The sequence below is a fragment of the Enterobacter cloacae complex sp. P40C2 genome (assembly GCF_014930695.1).
In the GTDB taxonomy this organism is placed as follows: Bacteria; Pseudomonadota; Gammaproteobacteria; order Enterobacterales; family Enterobacteriaceae; genus Enterobacter; species Enterobacter pasteurii.
Window position 1 is genome coordinate 302,383 of sequence record NZ_JADBRP010000002.1, and the last position, 14,492, is coordinate 316,874.

General features: G+C 62.4%; 12 protein-coding genes. 5 read left to right on the plus strand and 7 right to left on the minus strand.

Annotation, left to right across the window (positions count from 1 at the left end):
• Positions 1–11: 11 nt before the first annotated feature.
• Together IM304_RS06705 and IM304_RS06710 are read right to left on the minus strand one after the other, a co-directional pair.
• On the minus strand, positions 12–1,133 hold the full coding sequence (locus IM304_RS06705; protein ID WP_193354811.1) for a cupin domain-containing protein: 1,122 nt from the start codon (positions 1,131–1,133) through the stop codon (positions 12–14).
• A gap of 132 nt (positions 1,134–1,265) precedes the next feature.
• A complete protein-coding gene (locus IM304_RS06710; RefSeq protein ID WP_148422090.1) occupies positions 1,266–1,868 on the minus strand; it encodes an ATP-dependent Clp protease proteolytic subunit in 603 nt (200 codons plus the stop codon).
• Between the two features lie 88 nt (positions 1,869–1,956).
• Here IM304_RS06710 and IM304_RS06715 point away from each other — a divergent pair, with 88 nt between their 5' ends.
• Together IM304_RS06715 and IM304_RS06720 are read left to right on the plus strand one after the other, a co-directional pair.
• Entirely contained in the window at positions 1,957–2,343 is a 387-nt protein-coding gene (locus IM304_RS06715) for a VOC family protein (RefSeq protein WP_193354812.1), read from the plus strand.
• A 181-nt stretch (positions 2,344–2,524) separates the two neighbouring features.
• Positions 2,525–3,142, plus strand: a complete 618-nt coding sequence (locus tag IM304_RS06720) for a response regulator transcription factor (protein WP_148422094.1) — start codon at positions 2,525–2,527, stop codon at positions 3,140–3,142.
• Positions 3,143–3,145: 3 nt separating this feature from the next.
• On the opposite strand, the gene IM304_RS06725 is transcribed toward IM304_RS06720, so the two are convergent.
• The 5 genes from IM304_RS06725 to IM304_RS06745 are packed head-to-tail and all read right to left on the minus strand — an operon-like array spanning position 3,146 to position 10,363.
• The gene (locus tag IM304_RS06725; protein ID WP_193354813.1) at positions 3,146–8,734 is read right to left on the minus strand and encodes an ATP-binding protein; all 5,589 of its coding nucleotides are present in this window, start codon (positions 8,732–8,734) and stop codon (positions 3,146–3,148) included.
• 9 nt (positions 8,735–8,743) lie between these two features.
• Positions 8,744–9,124 carry a response regulator transcription factor gene (locus IM304_RS06730; RefSeq protein ID WP_193354814.1) on the minus strand — a complete coding sequence of 127 codons (381 nt, stop codon included), beginning with the start codon at positions 9,122–9,124 and terminating at the stop codon, positions 8,744–8,746.
• 22 nt (positions 9,125–9,146) lie between these two features.
• Positions 9,147–9,407, minus strand: coding sequence for a XapX domain-containing protein (locus IM304_RS06735; RefSeq protein WP_193354815.1), 261 nt, complete (start codon positions 9,405–9,407; stop codon positions 9,147–9,149).
• Positions 9,404–9,616 carry a DUF1427 family protein gene (locus IM304_RS06740; protein ID WP_193354816.1) on the minus strand — a complete coding sequence of 71 codons (213 nt, stop codon included), beginning with the start codon at positions 9,614–9,616 and terminating at the stop codon, positions 9,404–9,406. The genes IM304_RS06735 and IM304_RS06740 overlap by 4 nt, the downstream gene beginning before the upstream one ends.
• A gap of 60 nt (positions 9,617–9,676) precedes the next feature.
• Positions 9,677–10,363, minus strand: a complete 687-nt coding sequence (locus IM304_RS06745; RefSeq protein ID WP_193354817.1) for a hydrolase — start codon at positions 10,361–10,363, stop codon at positions 9,677–9,679.
• Between the two features lie 217 nt (positions 10,364–10,580).
• Here IM304_RS06745 and IM304_RS06750 point away from each other — a divergent pair, with 217 nt between their 5' ends.
• The 3 genes from IM304_RS06750 to IM304_RS06760 are packed head-to-tail and all read left to right on the plus strand — an operon-like array spanning position 10,581 to position 14,475.
• On the plus strand, positions 10,581–12,452 hold the full coding sequence (locus IM304_RS06750) for an amidohydrolase (RefSeq protein WP_193354818.1): 1,872 nt from the start codon (positions 10,581–10,583) through the stop codon (positions 12,450–12,452).
• Complete coding sequence (locus IM304_RS06755; protein WP_193354819.1) at positions 12,452–12,859, plus strand: DoxX family protein; 408 nt, start codon at positions 12,452–12,454, stop codon at positions 12,857–12,859. Before IM304_RS06750 ends, IM304_RS06755 begins: the two co-directional genes overlap by 1 nt.
• Entirely contained in the window at positions 12,856–14,475 is a 1,620-nt protein-coding gene (locus IM304_RS06760) for an MFS transporter (RefSeq protein ID WP_193354820.1), read from the plus strand. Before IM304_RS06755 ends, IM304_RS06760 begins: the two co-directional genes overlap by 4 nt.
• Positions 14,476–14,492 lie beyond the last annotated feature (17 nt).

Sequence of the window (14,492 nt, forward strand, 5' to 3'; positions counted from 1 at the left end):
GCCGCCCTTCGTCACTCGTCGAAGTACCAGTAGCCCTGGTTAATCAATCCTGTCAGCTCTTCCACAAACGCCGGATTATTCAGTGCATCGCCCAGCTCGGCCTGGCCCAGCTCGGTGTAGCGGCACAGCGCATCCGCGCCCTTCGCGTCCACCGTTTCCAGCTGCTCGCTGTTGATGAAGAAGCTGCCGTTGATGTTCAGCACGCGCAGGCCGCTCAGGCGAGACAGCGTTTCGCCGCCCTGCAGCGCATCCAGCACCTCTTCCGGCGCATACGGCGGTTCAGCGGCGGCGATATCCAGCTCGTGGCGCGGCGTGGAGACGAAGCTGCCAAACCATTTCGTGAAATCTTCGGTTTTGCCGATCGTGTCGATCATCATCTGGCGAATGCGATCCAGCTCGTACTGCTCCACGCGCCCGGGATGTTCGCGACAGGTCAGATCCGGATCGCTGTAGTGTTCCCCGCCCAGATCGTTTTCCAGCACGTAGTCGGCGAAGCTGCTGATCAGATCCCGGCCGTTTGGCCCGCGGAAGCCGACGGAGTAGTTGAGCGCGGTCTCATGGGTAAAGCCGTCGTGCGGGAATCCAGGTGGGATATAGAGGATATCGCCCGGCTCAAGATCTTCGTCGATGATCGGCTCGAACGGATCCACGTGCAGCAGCGCCGGATGCGGGCAGAACTGGCGCATCGGCAGCTTGTCGCCCACGCGCCAGCGGCGGCTGCCCATTCCCTGAATGATAAACACATCGTACTGATCGATATGCGGCCCTACGCCGCCGCCCGGGACGGAGAAGGAGATCATCAGGTCGTCCAGACGCCAGTCCGGCAGCACGCGGAACGGGCGTACCAGCTCCGCCGCAGGCATATGCCAGTGGTTCACCGCCTGCGCCAGCAGTGACCAGCCGGTCTCGCCGAGATGGTCAAAATGCTCAAACGGGCCGTTGCTCGCCTGCCACTTGCCGTTAGCATGGCTCACCAGGCGGCTATCCACTTCCGGCTCCATCGCCAGCCCAGCCAGCTCGTCCGGGGTAATCGGGTCGACAAAGTTCGGGAAGGCATTTTTCAGCACAACGGGTTGTTTTTGCCAGTATTTCTCGAGAAATTCCGGCCAGTTCAGGTTCAGTTGATACGCCATGGTCAGCACCAGTGAGAGGGGAAACAGGCGCGATTATAGGCAAGAAGGCAGAGGGGGAACTTGTCGTGGGTCAAACGCGGGCGCGTAGGTCAGGTAAGGCAACGCCCCACCCGACGCACGCGCGGGCCAAACTTAGTCCAGGTTCAGCTCGTCATAATGGGTGATCAGCTTGCCGACGATGCCGTAGTCCAGCGCTTCTGCCGGAGACATCCAGAAGTTACGGTCGGTGTCTTTTTTCACTTTTTCCAGCGGCTGGCCGGTAGCGTCAGCGATCAGCTTGTTCACGCGATCCAGCATGCGGATGATCTCACGCGCTTCGATCTCAATGTCCGACGCCTGGCCGCGCACGCCGCCCAGCGGCTGGTGGATCATAAAGCGGGTATTCGGCAGAGAGTAGCGGTGCTCTTTTTTCGCCGCCAGGAAGATGGTGATCCCGGCGCTCGCCACCCAGCCGGTGCCAATCACGTGCACTTCCGGACGGATGAACTTGATGAAGTCGTGGATGGTGTCGCCCGCTTCCACGTGGCCGCCCTGGCTGTTGATGTACAGCTTGATCGGATCGTTGCTCACGCTTTGCAGCAGGATCATCTGGGTGATGACCTTCTGCGCCAGCTCCTGGTTGATCTCACCGGAGATAACAATCGAACGGGACTCAAGCAGCTTTTGCTGTAGCGCGCCCGCGCCGTTTGACCCTTCCGCTTTTTCCTTGTCGCTTTCTTTCAGTGTGTAGTGCATTGTTATGTCCTCAGCATTTAGCGCTCAAAACCAGAGTGTAGCCTGTTTTACCGGTGAAAGTCCTCACAGACAAATAACGAGGGATCTTATGAATATTGCACACGTCGCTCTCTGGACCCGCAGCCTCGGGGCACAGGTTCAGTTCTGGGAAACGGTGTTTGGCGGCCGCAGTAACGAACGCTACGTCAGTCAAAACCGCCCGGGGTTTGAATCCCATTTTATTACGCTGGATAACGGGCCGACCATTGAGCTGATGACGCTGCCGGACCTGCCCGGCGCGCCGGCGCACCCGGAGTTCATCGGCTGGGCGCATATCGCCATTAACGTAGGCAGCAGGGCGCAGGTGGACAGCATGGCAGAGCGGGCGCAGGCAAACGGCACGCTGCTCAGCGCCCCGCGCATGACCGGTGACGGTTTTTATGAAGCGGTGATTGCCGATCCGGACGGCAACCGCATTGAGCTGGTCGGTGCATAAAATCAGCGTTTCGTTCCTTAACCGCCCCGCCATGGCTCGCTATACTTCATATGGTTATCATATTGTTAAATGATAATGATATTTAATGTGTTAAGATGAAAGTCAGCATAAACAGTCCCTTACGCAAACGTCGGGGGCTGTTTTTATTCTCGATGATTTACTGATCGCACCGGGGCGGTGAATGGAACACATTGTTTATGTGGTTGATGACGATGACACTGTCAGGCAGTCCGTGGTCGGGCTGCTGGAATCAGCAGATTTACGCGCCCTTGGCTTCTCTTCCGCAGAAGCCTTCCTGAACCATCCCTTTGAGGAGCTGCCCTCCTGCGTGATCCTGGACATGCAGATGCCGACAATCACTGGGTTTGACGTGGCGGACGCGCTGAAGGCCAGCGGGCGGGAAATACCGATTATCTTTCTCACCGGCCACGGCACCATTCCGATGTCCGTCCGGGCGATTAAAGGCGGAGCCTACGAGTTTCTCACCAAGCCCGTTGAGTCCGGCGCGCTGATTGATTCCATCGAATCCGCGCTCAGGCTGGCGGAACACAACGCCGTGCGCAACAAAGAGCATTTCGCCCTGAAGCAGCGGCACAGCTCCCTCACCCCGCGCGAACACGAGGTGCTGACGCTTGCGATTAGCGGCATGCTGAACAAGCAGATTGCCGCCGAGCTTGGCGTCAGTGAGATCACGGTTAAGGTCCATCGCCGCCGCGTGATGGAGAAGATGCAGGTGCGATCCGTCGCGGAGCTGGTCAGGGCCGTTGAGCGCCTGACCAAGGGACAGCCGACGGAGTAGCCGCTACGCCTCCTGCGCGGCAAGCGGCAGCGTAAAGGCAAACACGGTGCCGTGCGGCTCCCGCCGACGCGCGCTCAGCTTCCCGCAGTGGCGCTCAATGATGCTGGCGCTGATGGTCAGCCCCATCCCCATGCCCTGCGCTTTGGTGGAATAGAACGAGTCAAAGATCTTCTCCAGCCGCTCTGGCTCAATACCGCTGCCGGTATCCGCTATTTCCACGAGCACCCTCCCCTCCGCATTGCCGGTAGCGGTAGCGATGGCGATGGTGCAAGGGCGATCTTTCACTTCGGCCATCGCTTCTACCGCATTCATCACCAGGTTAAGCAGCACCTGCTGGATCTGCACGCTGTCGCCGGTGATAAAGCTGTCCTGCGCCTGCAAAAGGTAATCAACGCTTATGTGTCGCTGCTCAAGCTCGCTGCGCGACAGCGCGATGATATGGTGGATCAGGTAGTGCAGATCGATGCGCGAGAAGGTCGGATCCTGCTTGCGCGTCAGGGACTGGATGCTGCGGATGATCTCCCCCGCCCGCGCCCCTTCCGCGGCGATCTCCTCCAGCCCTTCGCGGACCTTATCCAGCCGGGCGGGCTCGCGGCTGAGCCAGCGCAGGCTCGCCCCGGCGTTCGAGACGATCGACATCAGCGGCTGGTTGATCTCGTGGGCGATGGAGGAGGTCAGCTGCCCGACGGTGGTGGCCCGGGACACCCGCGCCAGATCCGCCTGCGCGACCCGCATCGCATCCTCCGCGGCGCGCTGGCTGGTGATGTCGGTGATGATGCCGTAATACTCGTTCACTTCGCTGCCCACGCCCACCGGGTCGCCAATCCCGAGAATATAGCGGGTGGATCCGTCGGTACGCTTAACGCGAAACTCCGCCCGCATGGAGAGCCCGTCACGCACGCTTCCGGTGACGAGTGCGCTGATGCGGGCGTAGTCGTCCTCGTGAACGAAGGTTAAAAACTCCGCCATGGAGATCATTTTCTGCATCTCAGGCAGGCCGAGGATGCGGGCGTACTCCTCGGAGATAAACATCAGATCCTGCTCCAGCTCCCAGCGCCAGCTGCCGGTGTGGCTGATCTGCTCGCCCAGCATCAGCGAGGTCTGGCTGGATCGCAGCTCTTTCTCCACCCGTCGGCGCTGGATGTTTTCCGCCAGCAGCTCGGCGTACAGGCGCGCCGTCTCCAGCGAGACCGCCGCCTGCGCCCCCAGCAGGCTCACCACGCGGGAGTGCTCGGCGGTAAAGACCTCCGGCATGAGGCGATTTTCCAGGTAGAGCACGCCCACCAGCCGCGCCTGTTTGAACATCGGAACGCACATGACGGCCGCCCCCGAGGTCACCAGATAGGGATCCTGGCTGAAGGGGTGAAACTCCTCCGGCTTGCCGGTGCGGATCTCCTGCCCGGTGCGGATCACCGCCGCCAGCACCGACAGCGGCATATCGGTCGCCATCGGGGCTTCCTTCAGGATCCGCACCCGTACCCCCTCGGTGCTGGTCCAGGCGCTGGCCTCGATCTCCGGGATATGGTTGTCGCTCACGCGCAGCAGCAGGCCGCGCTGAGCACCGGCCCGTTCAAGCAGCAGCGTCATCAGGTTTTCAATCAGCCGCTCAAGGTTAATTTCTTCAGACAGCGCGCGCGACGCCTTGATCACGCTTTGCAGATCGCGGATCGTCTCATTCTGCGCAAACGCCACCGTGTCGTAGGCGCTGGCCTGCGCGGAGTTCAGCAGGTGCGGGAAATCCTGCTCAAGCTGACGCACTTTTGCCTGCGCCCCGGTGCGGCCCCAGGCGGCGATCGCCCCGCGGAAGTGGGCGTCCGAGGCGGTCGGATAGCCGCAGGCAAGGGCAAAGCGCCCTGCCAGCTCGTGGGCCAGCGCGTTCAGGGGGTTAAAGCCGCCTTCCCGCGAGAGGCGCACCGCCTTCTCATACTGCTCAAGCGCAATGCTGTTCATGCCGTCCAGGCGCACGATTTCGGCATAAATCAGCGCCTCTTTGTCGGCAAAGGTGCCCGGATTAATGCGCGCCCAGAGGGCGATTTTGTCGTAGTGGGCGTGAATGCTGCGGCGGTGATTTGCCGAGAAGGTCTCCGGCGTCAGCTGTCTGGAAAGCGACAGGGCGCTGTAGAGATGGTAATCCAGCAGGTGAATGTGCCCCGGCGCAGACCACGCGAACCAGCCCGCCTGCTCCAGCTCCGCCTGCGCGGCGGCATACTCCCCGCAGGTGAAGTGCGCCATGCCGCGATACAGCCAGTACCAGAACAGCATGGTCGAGGTATGCTCCGGGGCCTGCTCCGGCGAGGCGGGGAGCAGTGCTTCAGGCAGTACCTGTGACGCGCTCCAGGTGCCGATGGTTGGCGTGCGCAGAAACTCAACGTAGCCGCGCTGGAGCATAAAAATTGTTTCCACGTCCTGGAAGTGGGTTTTGCGCACAAACGCCAGGCCGCGATCGATGCTGGTCAGCACCCCGTCCAGGTGATCGCCCCGCGAGAGGAAGTTGATCACCTGGTGGCAGGCCGCAAAGCAGGCCACCGTCATATCGCCGTGGGTCACGGCGGCGGTAAAGCACGCCTTTGCACACTCGATGGTGAAGGACAGCGGCTGGGTCCAGACGCTGAGCTGGTCGAGCGGCAGCAGGGTTTTGGCTTCAAACGCATCGTAGCCGTGGCGATTGACCAGCTCGCGGGCCAGGGTGCCGTACTGGAACCCGAGGCGGTACTCGGCGTAGCGTTGACCAATCAACACCCCAAACCAGGCCATTGCCGTGGTGGAGGCGCCGGTAATGCCGTGGTCGAGGGTCAGGTGCATCATGCGGCAGAGCAGCAAAAAGTGCAGGCGCGGGCAGATAAAGCTGGCGCAAATGCTGGCGCTGTAGAGCAGGTTCATCACCGCTTCGGTTTGCGGGTTATCCATCTGCGAGAGCTGAACAAAAAGATTTTGCGGCGCGTCGCCCGCGCGGTTGCAGAAGCGCTCCCAGGCCTCGTCACACTCGACGTCTTCCGGATAGTGGCTGATCTGGATGCCAAAAATCCCCAGCCAGCACAGCGCCGCCTCCAGCGCCAGGCGGCTGTCCGACTGTCTTATGTACACTTCCACCAGCAGGTTAGCCGCCAGCGCTTTTTCGGTCAGCCCGCCGGGGCAGCCGAGGATGGCGTCACACAGCTCGCGGGTTCGCGCCAGATGGCCGAGCGCAAATTCGCAGCCCGCCTCTTCGATATCGAGCATAAAATCTGACACTGCCCCGGCGTTGCCCAGCGCCCTGGCGGTCTGAATGTAGCTCAGCGCCGAAGGGTAATCGCCCGTGCGCTTCGCACGCCGCGCGGCCAGCAGGCTCAGCTCGCGGAACATCTGGCGCTGCGGCGCGGGCTGAATGCTGTCCAGGGCTGCCGTCACGTGGTGTACCGCGCGGAACAGGAGTTCGTTGCCCGCCGCCTGCCGCGCGGCCTCGGCCAGCAGGCTGGCGGTGGTCAGGTGCAGGTGACTTTTCTCACCCTGATCCAGCAGGGCGAAAGCGGCCTCCTGAACCCGATCGTGGGTGAAGGCGTACTCTTTTTCCGTCAGCACAATCAGCTGCGCTATCACCGCCGGGTGCAGGGCGTAACGAATTTCCGCGACCGACATCCCGACCACGCGGCACATCATTTCCAGCTCCCCCGTGCCGCCGAGACAGGCAATGCTGCCCAGCAGGCGACGCGTTTCGTCGGGCATCTCTTCGAGCTTTTCCAGCACCAGGGTAACGACGTTCTCGGTGTAATGCCGGGCGCGGATCGCCTGCAGATCGTACTGCCATTTATCCTGATACTTGTTGTGGACCACCAGCCCGTCATCAACAATGCGGCGGAAAAACTCATGCACGAACAGCGGGTTGCCGCCGGTTTTTTCGTGGATCAGCGTGGCGAGGTCGGTCGTCGCCGCGCTGCGGGTGCGAAACACCGTCGCCAGCCAGCGCGCCACCGCTTTAACCGAGAGCGCCTGCGGGACAATTTCCGTCGCGCGTTGCGCCGCCTCCGGCAGGCTCGCCAGCTGCTGCTGTAGCGCCGGGTCGGACAACGAATCAATATCGCGGTGCGCCGCCACCACCAGCAGCGGAATAACGCCGCAGTTCATCAGCAGGTGCTTCAGCGTATGCAGGCTGGCGGCGTCGCTCCACTGGAGATCGTCGAGCACCAGCACCAGCGGACAGCCCTGGGAGGCAAAGGTTTTGACCAGCACCAGCACCATATGGCTAAAGCGCGCCCGGGCATCAATGGAAAACGTATCCGCCGAAAAGCGGGGTTTACTCTCCAGCAGCAGGCCCAGCTCGGGCACCAGGCTGACCGCCAGCGCTTCATACCCCTCAAGGGCGCGCGAGAGGCGGATTTTCCACTTCGCCACCTCTTCAGCGGGCAGCCCGAGCAGGTGCAGCGTCAGGGTGCGAAACGCCGAGCTTAATACGCCGTAGGGCAACGTCGGCGAAAACTGATCGACCTTGCCCACCGCCAGCAGCACCCTGCGCTGCTGCAGCGTTTTTAGCGCCGTGGCGATGATGGAGGATTTACCGATCCCCGACGGCCCGCCGATCGTCACCAGCTCCGGCACAATGTTTTGCCCCACCCGCTCAAACGCGGCGATAACGTCGTTTGCCTGCGGATGCGCCGCAAACAGGGAGTCCGCCAGATGGATCGCCGGCGTCCGGTCCTGCTGGCCGGGCGCAAAGGCGACGATCTCGCCTTCGGAGGTTAACGTCGCCTGACAGCGTCGAAGATCGGCAATCAGCCCGTCGACCGTCTGGTAGCGGTTATCGGGATTCTTCTCCAGCAGCTTGAGGATGATGGTCGACAGCATGCCGGGCACGTCCGGGCGCATCACGGCGGGAGAAAGTGGCTCAGAGGCAATGTGGTAATGCGCCCAGTTGGTCTGCTCCTCCGCGGCCAGCTCAAACGGCAGGCGTCCGGTCAGCAGCTCATAAAGCACGATGCCCAGGCTGTAGAGATCGCTGCGGCAATCAACGGCGCGCCGGGTACGGGTGGTGTGCTCCGGAGACATATAGGCGGGCGTACCGCCCGAGACGGCCAGCCGGGTCTGGGAAAAAGCCCCGGAGATACTGCCTGAAAGGCCGAAGCTGCCCAGACGACAGCTGGAATCGTGATGAACGAAGATGGTGCCGGGTTTGATATCGCCGTGGATCAGGTTTTGCAGGTGCATCTGGCGCAGCGGCGCGCAGATCTGGATCGCCAGCTCGATAAACCGCGCGATCCCCGAGATCGCCCTGCCCGCGCGTCGCGCCAGCAGCTCGAAGGAAAACGGGGCATACACCAGCGCGAAGCGCCCCCGGTACTGGGTGGAGGCCACGGCGCGGATGGCCCAGCCGTCCTGGAGATGGTCTCGCAGCGCAAACTCATTTTTGAGCAGCCGGGTGGCCCGCTCTTCCTCTTCGTCGCTGACCGCGGTGGCAATGATAAAGGAGCCGCCAGAGTGAGGATGCCGCGCGTGCATCCAGGAGATCCCTCCCTCCTGCGCCAGCACGGTAAAAATCACATCCTCTTTAAGGACAAAAACCCGCCCTTCATGGAAATTTCCCTGGGCGGGCCAGAATGCAGGCAGCTCGTTTTCGTTCATCCGCGATCCTTATTGTCGGCGGGCCAGCTCCCGCTGAATATGATCCAGCAGAATATCGATGTTAATGGGCTTACGCAAAAATGCAGCGGCGCCCATATCAAGAGCGTACCGCTGCATATTTTCATCAGCATGACCGGAGATAAAGAGCACGGGGGGAGGCGGGGCGGCCAGCAGCCGCAGCTTTTCAAACAGCTCCAGGCCGCTCATGCCCCGCAGCTTGATATCGGCGATCACCAGCGACGCGCCGGACAGGGCGAACGGGTGGCTCAGAAACACCTCTGCCGAATCAAACGTATCGGTCACATACCCTTCCGACTCCAGGAGGTTACTCAGCCCGCTGCGGACAGAACGTTCGTCATCGATGATGGCAATGCGCCACGGCAGCGTCATGCTGTTATTCCTCAGAAAATCATTAAACGTCGCGGTTTTCCTTCACGGGCGCGGAAGGCGCCGTGCCGCTGATTTTTGACACACACTCGTGACGAAACCAGGCGAGGGTCAGCGGTTCGCGACTCAGTACCCGACGCCCAACCGGGATCAGCTGTTCGCCGACCAGCATGCCAAACAGGCCAAGCAGGGCGACAACCGGCGGTGCCGGAGAATGGACGTTGAGCAGAGCGTAAAGTACCCCAGCCACCACACCGCACACCAGCGAAATTATCCAGGCCTTCATGACGACTCTCCTGCCGGATGGTGAACCACCGCCGGAACGCTCGCCATGCTGTCGCGGGCCAGCAGATGGCGCGTCGCCTGTTCACCCGCCAGCATCCCCAGCAGGCCAACCAGCGCCAGCGCGGGCGGCGCGGGGGAGCGTACCTTCAGCGCGGCATACATCAGGCCGATCAGCACGCCTGCCGCAAGGGATATCAACCCTGTACTCATAGAGAACTCCAGAAAGCAGTCAGTGGCAGGCCGGATGAGGGACCAGCCTGCCGCCGGGGCTTAGCGGGCCGGGACCGGCGCTAAGGTACGGTGCTCGCTCTTCTGGCGAGACGGAGATTTGTGCACCATGGTGTAAGCGTAATCAACGCCCATACCGTACGCGCCGGAGTGCTCGCGAACGATATCCATCACCGCGGTGTAGGTCTCTTTACGCGCCCAGTCGCGCTGCCACTCCAGCATCACCTGCTGCCAGGTCACCGGGATCACGCCCGCCTGGATCATGCGCTGCATCGCAAAGTCGTGAGCTTCTTTGGAGGTGCCGCCGGACGCGTCCGCCACCATATAAATTTCGTAGTCGCCTTCCAGCATCGCGCACAGGGCGAAGCTGTTGTTGCACACTTCGGTCCACAGGCCGGCAACCACCACCTTCTTCTTGCCGCTGGCCTTCAGCGCGTCGCGCACCTTCTGGTCGTCCCAGGAGTTCATGGAGGTACGCTCCAGGATATCCTGGCCCGGGAACACGTCCAGCAGCTCCGGGTAGGTGTTACCGGAGAAGCTTTCGGTCTCAACGGTGGTGATGATGGTCGGGATGTTGAACACTTTTGCCGCTTTCGCCAGCGCCACGGTATTGTTTTTCAGCACCTGACGGTCAATAGACTGCACGCCAAACGCCATCTGTGGCTGGTGGTCGATGAAAATAATCTGACAGTTCGCAGGGGTTAACACTTCGAGCTTTGAAGAGGTCATAGCATTTTCCAGTGGTTAAGGGTGAAATCGCCGCGAGCGCCGCGACGATAAAATCACCTTCATCCTGCGGTTTTTCGTCCCTGCGCGTAATTATCTCTTCGTATAGTTAACCTTAGGTATAGTTATACTTTGGTATACCTATCCTATTGTATAACTGGATCTTTGCCGAAACCGGTTCCCATAATCCTGACCATTCCCCTCTCAGTCAGGAGCAGTTATGGTTACCCTCGGTAAAGCCGATCTCATTCTGGTTAACGGCCAGTTTCACACCGTCGATCGCGAGAACCCTGTCGCGGAAGCCGTTGCCGTGCGCGACGGAAAATTTCTGGAAGTGGGTACCGTCGCCGAGGTGATGCAACACCACTGCGACGGCACTAAGGTGGTAGACTTAAAAGGCCACACCGCCATCCCCGGCCTGAACGACTCGCACCTGCACCTGATCCGCGGCGGGCTGAACTACAACCTCGAGCTGCGCTGGGAAGGCGTGCCGTCTCTGGCCGATGCCCTGCGAATGCTGAAAGAGCAGGCCCTGCGCACGCCGTCGCCCCAGTGGGTGCGCGTGGTGGGCGGCTGGACCGAGTTCCAGTTCGCCGAGCGCCGCATGCCGACCCTGGACGAGATCAACAGCGCCGCGCCGGATACCCCGGTCTTTATCCTGCACCTGTACGACCGCGCCCTGCTCAACCGTGCCGCGCTGAAGGTGGTCGGCTACACCAGAGACACGCCCAACCCGCCGGGCGGCGAGATCCAGCGCGACGCCAACGGCAACCCGACCGGGATGCTGATTGCCCGTCCGAACGCCATGATCCTCTACGCCACGCTGGCGAAAGGGCCAAAGCTGCCGCTGGAGCAGCAGGTTAACTCCACCCGCCAGTTCATGCGCGAGCTGAACCGACTGGGGCTGACCAGCGCCATCGACGCGGGCGGCGGCTTCCAGAACTACCCGGAAGATTACGAGGTGATTGCCGAGCTGCACGAGAAGAAGCAGATGACCATCCGCATCGCCTACAACCTGTTTACCCAGCGTCCGGGCCACGAGCTGGAAGACTTTGAAAAATGGACCGACATGCTCACGCCGGGCCAGGGAAGCGACTTCTTCCGCCACAACGGCGCGGGCGAGATGCTGGTCTTCTCCGCCGCCGATTTTGAAGACTTCCTCGAGCCGCGCCCGGACCTCGCGCCGGGCATGGAGGACGAGCTGGAGCGCGTGGTGCGCCATCTGGTGGAGCACCGCTGGCCGTTCCGCCTGCACGCCACCTACAACGAATCCATCAGCCGCATGCTGGACGTGTTCGAGAAGGTGAACCGCGACATTCCGTTCAACGGCCTGCACTGGTTCTTCGACCATGCGGAAACCGTCACCCAGGCCAACATCGACCGCATCAAAGCGCTCGGTGGCGGCATTGCCGTGCAGCACCGCATGGCCTTCCAGGGCGAATACTTCGCCGAGCGTTACGGCATCGAAGCCACCCGCCATACGCCGCCGGTGGCGAAAATGCTCGAAACCGGCGTGCCGGTGGGCTTAGGCACCGACGCCACCCGCGTGGCGAGCTACAACCCGTGGACCGCGCTCTACTGGCTGGTCTCCGGCCGTACCGTCGGCGGGATGCAGATGTACGATCACAGCGCCCGTCTGGATCGCGACACCGCCCTGATGCTCTGGACCCAGGGCAGCGCGTGGTTCTCCAGCGAACAAAACCAGAAGGGGCAGATCAAGGTTGGCCAGCTCGCCGACCTGGCGGTGCTGAGCAAAGACTACTTCCGCGTGCCGGAAGAGGAGATCAAGGGCATCGAGTCCGTCCTGACGGTGGTCAACGGCGACATCGTCTACGCCGCAGGCAGCTTTGGCCCGCTGGCCCCGCCGGCCATTCCGGTTCTGCCCGAGTGGTCCCCGGTGGTGAAGGTGCCGGGCCACTACCGCAGCGCGCCGCCGCAGGCCGCACGCGTGGGCTTGAGTGCGGTTCACCACTGCAGCGGCCCGTGCGGCGTGCACAGCCACCAGCACGATTTTGCCCGCACGTCAGCAATGCCGGTGTCCGACGATAACGCTTTCTGGGGGGCGCTGGGCTGCAGCTGCTTTGCATTCTGATGAAAAACACCTTTACCCCGCCCCGGGTCGACCTGGGGCTGTTTTTCCTGCGTCTGACCGGCAGCCTGCTGCTGCTGTACGTTCACGGCCTGCCGAAGGTGCTGCACTTCAGCGAAGAGCTGACGCGCATTGAGGATCCGTTCGGCTTCGGGCCGTATGCGAGCCTGATCCCGGCGATTGTCGCCGAGGTGATTTGCCCGCTGTTTATCATTGCGGGCGTCTACACCCGCCTGGCGTGCCTGCCGATTATCGCCGTGCTGCTGGTGGCGATGCTGGTGGTACACCCGGACTGGTCGATTGCCGAAGGGCAATTTGGCTGGCTGCTGCTGATTATTTTCACCACCCTTGCCCTCACCGGGCCGGGCCAGTGGCGCGTGCAGCGTAAGGCTGCGGAGAGGTTCGCATGACCCAGGTTAACGACGTTCGCGACGCCCACGTTGAGCCAGCGCCCGCACCGACGGTTTCCCCCTGGCAGCCGCTGAGCCAGCCGGTGTTCCGCATGCTGTGGATCGCCACGGTGGTCTCTAACGTCGGCTCATGGATGAGCGACGTCGGCGTCAACTGGAGCATGCTGACCCTGAGCGCCGATCCGCTGAATATCGCGCTGGTACAGGCGGCCAGCAGCCTGCCGATGTTCCTCTTCGCCCTGCCCTCAGGCGTGATGGCGGACATCGTCGACCGACGTAAATACCTGCTCTTCTCCCAGCTGTGGGTGTTCATCGCCGCCGCCGGGCTGACGGTGCTCTCCTTCACCGGACACGTTACCCCCACCGTTCTGCTGGTGGCGACGTTTCTGCTGAGCGTGGGGGCAGCGATGAGCTCGCCGCCGTTCCAGGCCGTGGTGCCCGATCTGGTGAGCAAGCCGGAGCTGGGCGCCGCCGTGGCGCTGAACTCGCTTGGGGTAAACATCAGCCGGGCGATTGGCCCCGCGCTGGGCGGTTTTCTGCTGTCGCTCGCCGGGCCGTGGATGGTGTTTGCCCTGAACGCGCTCTCCGTGGTCGGCGTGGCGTGGGTGCTCTGGCGCTGGCGTCCGGCACCGTCCGTACAGCGCCTGCCGCCGGAGCACTTCTTCTCGGCGGTGCGCTCCGGCATTCGCTACGTGCACGCCGCGCCGGTGCTGCGCAACGTGCTGGTGCGTACCGTGGCCTTCTTCGTTTTCGGCAGCGCAGGCTGGGCCCTGCTGCCGCTGGTGGCGCGCCGCGAGCTGGGCTTAGGCCCGGCGGGCTACGGCGTGATGCTGGCCTGCATTGGCCTGGGGGCGATTGCCGGGGCGATCCTGCTGCCGCGGCTGCGCCAGCGGCTGAACGCCGACCGGCTGATGGTGGCCGCCAGCCTGACGTTTGCCCTCACCATGCTGGCGCTGGCGTTCGTGCGCCACTTCTGGCTGCTCAACCTGTTTGAGTTTTTCACCGGCTTCGCGTGGATTGCGGTGCTGTCGACCCTCAACCTCGGCGCGCAGCGCAGCGCCGCCCGCTGGGTGAAGGCCCGCGCGCTGGCGGTGTATCTGACGGTGTTCTTCGGCTCGATGACCGCAGGCAGCGCCATCTGGGGACAGATCGCTTCGCAGTTCGGCACCCCGACCTCGCTGGTGGTCGCCACGCTGGGGATGGTGCTGGCAAGCGCGACGGCGTTCCGCTGGAAGCTGGAGAAAGATCCTGATTTAAATCTCGACCTGAGCGGCCAGCCGCTGGACGGCGTGGAGATCGACCTGCCGAACGAGCGCGGCCCGGTGCTGGTGTCGCACGAGTACATCATCGACCCGCACAACGCGAAAGCGTTTTTGCAGGCGGTGCACGAGCTGCGCCGGGTACGCCGCCGCGCCGGAGCGATGAGCTGGGCGGTGTACGAAGATATTGAGCGCCCCGGACTGTTTATCGAGACCTTCCTGATGGGCTCGTGGATTGAGCATCTGCGCAAGCAGGAGCGCCACACCATGAATGACCTCCTGCTGCAGAGCCGCGTTCTGGCTTTTCATCAGGGCACAACATCACCGGCCATTCGCTACCTGGTCGCGCCGGTATAACCATAACCATCACCTGT

Excerpts from the sequence above, each read along its gene's own strand:
- IM304_RS06725 (WP_193354813.1), bottom strand. The coding sequence starts at position 8,734 with ATGAACGAAAACGAGCTGCCTGCATTCTGGCCCGCCCAGGGAAATTTC.
- IM304_RS06705 (WP_193354811.1), bottom strand. The coding sequence starts at position 1,133 with ATGGCGTATCAACTGAACCTGAACTGGCCGGAATTTCTCGAGAAATAC.
- IM304_RS06735 (WP_193354815.1), bottom strand. The coding sequence starts at position 9,407 with ATGAAGGCCTGGATAATTTCGCTGGTGTGCGGTGTGGTGGCTGGGGTA.
- IM304_RS06745 (WP_193354817.1), bottom strand. The coding sequence starts at position 10,363 with ATGACCTCTTCAAAGCTCGAAGTGTTAACCCCTGCGAACTGTCAGATT.
- IM304_RS06720 (WP_148422094.1), top strand. The coding sequence starts at position 2,525 with ATGGAACACATTGTTTATGTGGTTGATGACGATGACACTGTCAGGCAG.
- IM304_RS06730 (WP_193354814.1), bottom strand. The coding sequence starts at position 9,124 with ATGACGCTGCCGTGGCGCATTGCCATCATCGATGACGAACGTTCTGTC.
- IM304_RS06715 (WP_193354812.1), top strand. The coding sequence starts at position 1,957 with ATGAATATTGCACACGTCGCTCTCTGGACCCGCAGCCTCGGGGCACAG.
- IM304_RS06760 (WP_193354820.1), top strand. The coding sequence starts at position 12,856 with ATGACCCAGGTTAACGACGTTCGCGACGCCCACGTTGAGCCAGCGCCC.
- IM304_RS06740 (WP_193354816.1), bottom strand. The coding sequence starts at position 9,616 with ATGAGTACAGGGTTGATATCCCTTGCGGCAGGCGTGCTGATCGGCCTG.
- IM304_RS06710 (WP_148422090.1), bottom strand. The coding sequence starts at position 1,868 with ATGCACTACACACTGAAAGAAAGCGACAAGGAAAAAGCGGAAGGGTCA.
- IM304_RS06755 (WP_193354819.1), top strand. The coding sequence starts at position 12,452 with ATGAAAAACACCTTTACCCCGCCCCGGGTCGACCTGGGGCTGTTTTTC.
- IM304_RS06750 (WP_193354818.1), top strand. The coding sequence starts at position 10,581 with ATGGTTACCCTCGGTAAAGCCGATCTCATTCTGGTTAACGGCCAGTTT.